Below are 6,300 nucleotides of genomic sequence, written 5' to 3' on the forward strand. Positions count from 1 at the left end.
GGCGCGCGGCCCGCACCCTGGCCGCCGTCGCCGCTGTGACCGGCCTGGCCCTTACCGGATGCGTGGCCGGTGAAGAGAGCACCGGAGCATCCGCCGTGGAGGCGGCCGACGGCGGCACCCTGAACATTGACTTCGCCACGTACAACCCGCTCAGCCTGGTCATCAAGGACCAGGGCTGGCTCGAAGCCACCCTTGAAGACCAGGGTGTGGAGGTGAACTGGGTACAGTCCGCCGGGTCCAACAAGGCCAACGAGGCGCTGCGTGCCGGAGCGATCGATGTGGGCTCTACCGCCGGTTCGGCAGCCCTGCTGGCCCGTTCCAACGGATCCCCGATCAAGACCATCAGCATCTACTCCCAGCCGGAATGGGCCGGGCTCCTGGTCTCCCCCGACTCCGACATCAGCTCGGTAGCCGATCTGGCCGGCAAGTCGGTCGCCGCAACCAAGGGCACGGACCCCTACTTCTTCCTGGTCCAGGCGCTGGAAGAAGCCGGGCTGAGCACATCGGACGTCACCGTGGAAAACCTGCAGCACGCCGACGGCCGCACGGCGCTGGAAAACGGCGCGGTGGATGCCTGGTCCGGACTGGACCCGATCATGGCCGGCGCCGAGCACGCCGGGGCGAAGTTCCTCTACCGCAACCTTGACTTCAACACCTACGGCTTCCTCAACGCCACCGAGTCCTTCCTCAAGGAGAAGCCGGAACTGGCCCAGACCGTGGTGAACGCCTACGAGAAGGCCCGCGCCTGGGCCGCCGAGAACCCGGAGGAGACGGCGCAGATCCTCGCTGACGTCGCCGGCCTGGACCTGGAAGTGGCCCGCACCGTGATCCTGGAACGCAGCAACCTCGACGTCGATGCCGCCCCGGGCGAGGCGCAGCGCAAGGTCCTCGCGAAGGTCGGCCCGGTGTTCGTGGAAACCGGTGACGTCGCCAGCCAGGAGGCGATCGACGACGCCGTGGCGTCCCTGCTGGATGATTCCTTCGTGCAGAAGGCCGATCCGGAAGCCATCAAGGAATGAGCAACTCGTACCTGACCGGCAGCTCAGCGGTTCCCGGCAACACCCAGGGTTCCCCCGCCGCGCCGCCCACTGCGCCGTCCCGGAAAACCGCTGCTGCCGGGCTGCTCTCCAAGACCTGGACCCGGGTGGTGCTCGGCCTCCTCGTCCCGGCGCTGCTGCTGGGACTGTGGCAGCTGGTCTCCGCCGCCGGCGTCTTCAGCGCCGTGCAGCTGCCCTCCCCGGGCGCCGTCCTGGCCTCTGCTGCGGACCTGATTGAACGAGGCGAGCTCGGCACGCACATCGCCATCTCCACCCAGCGGGTGCTGACCGGATTTGCGCTCGGCGCGGCGCTGGGCCTGGTCCTTGGCGCCCTGCTGGGTCTGTCCCGGCTGGCCGATGTGCTGCTGGGTCCGTTGTTCGGAGCTGTGCGTGCGGTTCCGTCCCTGGCGCTGGTGCCGCTGCTGATCCTCTGGATGGGCATCGGCGAGGACTCCAAGGTCACGCTCATCACCATCGGTGCGTTCTTCCCGGTCTTCACCACCGTGTGCCTGGCGCTCCGGCACGTGGACAAGCACCTGGTGGAAGCGGCCCGCGCGTTCGGGCTGAACGGCATCAGGCTGCTCGGCACGGTGCAGCTGCCGGCCGTGGTTCCCGCGGTGTTCTCCGGCCTGCGGCTTGCCCTGGCACAGTCCTGGCTGTTCCTGGTGGCCGCGGAACTGATCGCGTCCTCCATGGGGTTGGGCTTCCTGCTCACCGACTCGCAGAACAACGGCCGCACTGACCGCATGTTCCTGGCGATCGTGCTGCTGGCAGTCATCGGAAAGGCAACAGATGCCCTGCTGGGCGTCGCTGAGAAGTGGGCAGTGAAGAAATGGGCGTAGGCACAGCAACGGAAACAGCAGCCGGACCTGAGTTTGCAACGGAAGCTGAGCGGATCGGGTTCTGGGAGGACGCGGCACGCCGTCTGCAGTGGGATCAGCCATGGCACACCGCCCACAGCTTCGAGAAACCGCGGCGGCTCAGCGGCCCGGAGATTCCGGACGCCGACGCGGATTACACCGTCCCGGCCATCCAATGGTTTGCCGGCGGACGGCTCAACGCGGCCGTGAACTGCGTGGACCGGCACGTGGCCGCCGGCCGAGGGAATCGGGTTGCCCTGCACTTCGAAGGTGAGCCCGGGGACCGCCGCCCCGTCACCTATGCCCAGCTGCTGCGCGAAGTCTCCCGGGCCGCCAATGCCCTCGAGGCACTGGGAATCGGGGCCGGAGACCGGGTGGTGGTCTACCTGCCCGTCCTGGTGGAGACCATTGTCATCACCCTCGCCTGTGCCCGGATCGGCGCCGTGCACTCGCTGGTCTTCGGCGGCTTCTCCGCCGAGGCGCTGAAGTTCCGGGTGGAGGACACCGGTGCCAAACTGCTGGTGACCACCGACGGGCAGTTCCGGCGCGGGGAGGCCGTACCGGTCAAGGACAATGCGGACGCGGCCGTGGCCGGCCCGAACAGCATTGAGCACGTGCTGGTGATCCGCCGCACCGGGTCGGACATCAGCTGGGTGCCCGGACGCGACGTGTGGTGGCACGAGACCGTGGACACGGCGTCGGACATCCACGAGGCAGAGGCATTCGACGCCGAGGCCCCGCTGTTCATCATGTACACCTCGGGCACCACGGGCCGGCCCAAGGGACTGGTCCACACCACCGGCGGCTACCTCACCCAGGCCGCGCAGACCTACGAGTACCTTTTCGCCCATCCCGACCCGCAGCAGCGGGGTGCGGATGTGCACTGGTGTACCGCTGACCTGGCCTGGGTCACCGCGCACACCTATGAGATTTACGGTCCGCTGGCCCACGGGGCCACGCAGGTGATCTTCGAGGGCACGCCGAACACCCCGCACCCGGGCCGGCACCTGGAAATCATCGAACGCTACCGGGTCACCAGCTACTACACCGCGCCCACCCTGGTCCGCTCCCTGATGGGGTGGTTCCCGGACGGGGTACCCGCCGGCTACGATCTGTCCTCCATCCGCCTGCTGGGCACAGTGGGCGAAGCCGTGAACCCGGAAGCCTGGCGCTGGCTGCGGGAGCAGCTGGGCGGCGGGACAGTGCCGGTGGTGGACACCTGGTGGCAGTCCGAAACCGGTGCCACCATCCTCTCCCCGCGCCCCACCGACACCTCCTTCAAACCCGGCTGCGCCTCCCGCGCCCTGCCCGGCGTTTCCACCCGCATTGTCGATGCGGCGGGAGAACCGGTGCCGCCCGGCACCCAGGGCTTCATTGTGCTGGACCGGACGGGCCCGGGGATGGCCCGGACGGTCTGGGGCGACCCGCAGCGTTACCTGGACTCGTACTGGCGGCAGTACGCCCGGCAGGGCTGGTTCCTGGCCGGCGACGGCGCCCGGTACGACGACGACAGCGACACCTGGATCCTGGGGCGGGTGGACGACGTGCTCAACGTGTCCGGGCACCGGCTGTCCACCATTGAAATCGAATCCGCACTGGTCGCCCATCCGTGGGTGGTGGAAGCCGGCGTCTGCCCCGTGCCCGATGCCCGCACCGGCTCCGCCGTGGCGGCGTTTGTGGTACTGGCCGCCGCGGCGGACCCGGACCTGGCCGAGGCGGAACTGCGCGCCCATGTGGGCCGGGTAATCGGGCCGATCGCCCGGCCGTCCGCCGTCGTGGCGGTCCCGGACGTACCCAAGACCCGCTCCGGGAAGATCCTGCGCCGCCTGCTCACGCAGCTGTTCGAGGGAACCGCCCTGGGCGACACCAGCAGCCTGCAGAATGAGGCCTGCATCGGACAGATTGCGGCGGTCTGTGCCGCACGGAACGGAGCGGCCTAATGCTTCCGGGTCAGCGTGACGCGGTCCAGCACCACGGACCCGCCCATGGCCTGGTGGACGCGCAGGAACTCCGTGGGGGATACCTCCAGGATGTGGCTGTCCGTCCGTGCCGGCAGCAGGTCCTGGTGCCGGCCGTCCATCAGCTCCAGGAACACCCGGGTGGCCTCCCAGCGTGCCATCGGCTCGGTAAACGTCATCCGGTGCGCGGCCGAGGCCATCTTGTAGCCCGTTTCGACAACAATCACGTACTCGTCCACTGCGGCCTCCCTCAGCGCCCTGCGTCCGTTACCGGCCTGCCTACCGCAACCTAAGCCCACATCCGGGCGATACCGCAACGGGAAGCGGCGCTGATCAGCCCGGCACCATCAAGTTCAGCAGTACCCATGGAAGGACCTGTCCCAATGAGTGAACACCAGTTCGGTTTCCGTACGCGTGCACTGCACGCCGGCGGCACCCCGGATGCCCTGCACGGCGCCCGCGCCGTGCCCATCTACCAGTCCACGTCCTTTGTCTTCAAGGACACCGACGACGCCGCGAACCTGTTCTCGCTGCAGAAGTACGGCAACATCTACTCCCGGATCGGCAACCCCACCGTGGCCGCCTTCGAGGAGCGCATCGCCTCCCTGGAGGGCGGCATCGGGGCGGTGGCGACGGCGTCGGGCATGTCCGCCGAATTTGTCACCTTCGCCGCGCTCTGCTCCGCCGGGGACCACATTGTCGCTTCCGCCCAGCTCTACGGCGGAACGGTGACGCAGCTGGACGTTACGCTGCGCCGGTTCGGCATCAGCACCACGTTTGTGGCCGGAACGGATCCTGCCGACTATGCCGCCGCGGTGCAGGAAAACACGAAGGCGGTCTACGCCGAAGTGGTGGCCAATCCCAGCGGGGACGTCACGGACATTGAAGGCCTGGTCCGCGTGGCGCACGACGCCGGGGTGCCGCTGGTCCTGGACGCCACCCTCAGCACGCCGTACCTCGTCCAGCCCTTCGCCCACGGCGCGGACATCGTGATCCACTCCGCCACCAAATTCCTGGGCGGGCACGGCACCACGCTGGGCGGCGTCGTCGTCGAAAGCGGCCGCTTCAACTGGGGCAACGGCAAGTTTCCCGGGATGACCGAGCCCGTTCCCAGCTACGGAAACATTTCCTGGTGGGGAAACTTCGGCGAATACGGCTTCCTGACCAAGCTCCGCTCCGAACAACTGCGCGACATCGGCCCCACGCTCAGTGCCACGTCCGCCTTCGCCCTGCTGCAGGGTGTGGAGACCTTGGCCCCGAGGCTGGACGAGCACCTGCGCAACGCCCTGGCCGTGGCTCGGTGGCTTGAAGCGGACCCCCGCGTGTCCTGGGTCAGCTACGCGGGCCTGCCGTCACATCCGCACTACGAACGGGCGCGGAAGTACCTGCCCAAGGGTCCGGGCTCGGTATTCAGCTTCGGGGTTGCCGGCGGACGGAAGGCCGGGCAGGTGTTCATCGAGTCCCTGCAGCTGGCCTCGCATCTGGCCAACGTCGGAGATTCCCGCACGCTGGTGATCCATCCGGGCTCCACCACCCACCAGCAGCTGTCCGCGGAGCAGCTCGCCTCCGCCGGGGTCTCGGAGGACCTGGTGCGGATTTCCGTGGGGCTGGAGGACCTGGCGGACATTCTCTGGGACCTGGACTCCGCACTGACCGCCGCTGCCGGGGCCGCTGCCACCGCCGCCACCACCGAAAAAGAGACCGCCGATGTCCGCTGACACTTCCCGTTCCTGGACCGGCCCGACGGCGCCCGAGCGGCTGGCGCTGCTGCGTTCGGCCCGGTCGGTGGCAATAGTAGGTGCCTCGGACAAGCCGTCCCGGGCGTCCTACTTCGTGGCCACGTACCTGGTCTCGTCCTCGCGCTACAAGGTGTATTTCGTCAACCCGACGGCCAGGGAGATCCTGGGCAGGCCGGTATACGCCTCACTGGCGGATCTCCCGGAAGCACCGGACATTGTGGATGTTTTCCGCCGGCATGACGACCTGCCCGGGGTTCTTGCCGAAGCCAAAGCTGCAGGGGCAGGCAACCTGTGGCTGCAGCTGGGATCCTGGCATGAGGAGGTGGCCCGGGACGCGGAAGCCGCCGGCATGGGCGTGGTGATGGACCGGTGCCTGAAGATCGAGCATGCCCGCTTCCATGGCGGACTGAACCTCGCCGGCTTCAACACCGGGGTGATCTCCTCGCGGCGCCAGCTGACCGCCTGACGCCCAGCCGCCCTAGCGGCGGCCCGGCTCCGCGTGCCAGTACGGCGCATCCCAGCGGGGTCCGCCGGGGAACTGGAGCGAGCCGCCCGGCCCGCCGTTGACCACGGACCGGCCCGGGCCCATGGTGTCCCGGACCAGCCCGTCGGCGCGGTGGTTCAGGCCGGGGATATAGCCGTTGGACGGCCGGCTGGCTGCGCCGTTGCCGGGCCAGGCGTCAGAATGTCCGGCGCCGGGTTCGCC

General features: G+C 68.7%; 7 protein-coding genes. 5 read left to right on the forward strand and 2 right to left on the reverse strand.

The annotated features are described in order from the left end of the window. The first annotated feature begins 17 nt into the window (after window positions 1-17). From AC5RUF_RS16115 to acs, 3 genes are read left to right on the forward strand one after another with little or no spacing between them, the layout of a single operon-like run. Window positions 18-1,019 (forward strand): aliphatic sulfonate ABC transporter substrate-binding protein, encoded by a 1,002-nt coding sequence (locus tag AC5RUF_RS16115; RefSeq protein ID WP_493997997.1) that lies wholly within the window; start codon window positions 18-20, stop codon window positions 1,017-1,019. Next, window positions 1,016-1,879 (forward strand): ABC transporter permease, encoded by an 864-nt coding sequence (locus tag AC5RUF_RS16120; RefSeq protein ID WP_493997996.1) that lies wholly within the window; start codon window positions 1,016-1,018, stop codon window positions 1,877-1,879. Before AC5RUF_RS16115 ends, AC5RUF_RS16120 begins: the two co-directional genes overlap by 4 nt. Continuing rightward, window positions 1,870-3,837: an acetate--CoA ligase gene (gene acs / locus AC5RUF_RS16125; protein ID WP_494131262.1), complete on the forward strand. Its 1,968-nt coding sequence runs from the start codon at window positions 1,870-1,872 to the stop codon at window positions 3,835-3,837. Before AC5RUF_RS16120 ends, acs begins: the two co-directional genes overlap by 10 nt. Here acs and AC5RUF_RS16130 read toward each other — a convergent pair. After that, window positions 3,834-4,094, reverse strand: coding sequence for a hypothetical protein (locus AC5RUF_RS16130; RefSeq protein ID WP_493998408.1), 261 nt, complete (start codon window positions 4,092-4,094; stop codon window positions 3,834-3,836). The genes acs and AC5RUF_RS16130 overlap by 4 nt on opposite strands. A gap of 144 nt (window positions 4,095-4,238) precedes the next feature. Here AC5RUF_RS16130 and AC5RUF_RS16135 point away from each other — a divergent pair, with 144 nt between their 5' ends. Both AC5RUF_RS16135 and AC5RUF_RS16140 read left to right on the forward strand, forming a co-directional pair. Then, entirely contained in the window at window positions 4,239-5,573 is a 1,335-nt protein-coding gene (locus tag AC5RUF_RS16135; protein WP_494131263.1) for an O-acetylhomoserine aminocarboxypropyltransferase/cysteine synthase family protein, read from the forward strand. After that, window positions 5,563-6,060, forward strand: coding sequence for a CoA-binding protein (locus AC5RUF_RS16140; protein ID WP_494131264.1), 498 nt, complete (start codon window positions 5,563-5,565; stop codon window positions 6,058-6,060). The genes AC5RUF_RS16135 and AC5RUF_RS16140 overlap by 11 nt, the downstream gene beginning before the upstream one ends. Window positions 6,061-6,072: 12 nt before the next feature. Here the strand turns inward: AC5RUF_RS16140 and AC5RUF_RS16145 are convergent. Continuing rightward, window positions 6,073-6,300: hypothetical protein (locus tag AC5RUF_RS16145; RefSeq protein WP_494131265.1), on the reverse strand; the 228-nt coding region annotated here is incomplete at its 5' end.

The sequence above is a fragment of the Arthrobacter sp. Y3224198 genome (genome assembly GCF_059090025.1).

Coding starts and splice junctions, on each gene's coding strand:
- AC5RUF_RS16120 (WP_493997996.1), top strand. CDS start 1,016: ATGAGCAACTCGTACCTGACCGGCAGCTCAGCGGTTCCCGGCAACACC.
- acs (WP_494131262.1), top strand. CDS start 1,870: ATGGGCGTAGGCACAGCAACGGAAACAGCAGCCGGACCTGAGTTTGCA.
- AC5RUF_RS16135 (WP_494131263.1), top strand. CDS start 4,239: ATGAGTGAACACCAGTTCGGTTTCCGTACGCGTGCACTGCACGCCGGC.
- AC5RUF_RS16140 (WP_494131264.1), top strand. CDS start 5,563: ATGTCCGCTGACACTTCCCGTTCCTGGACCGGCCCGACGGCGCCCGAG.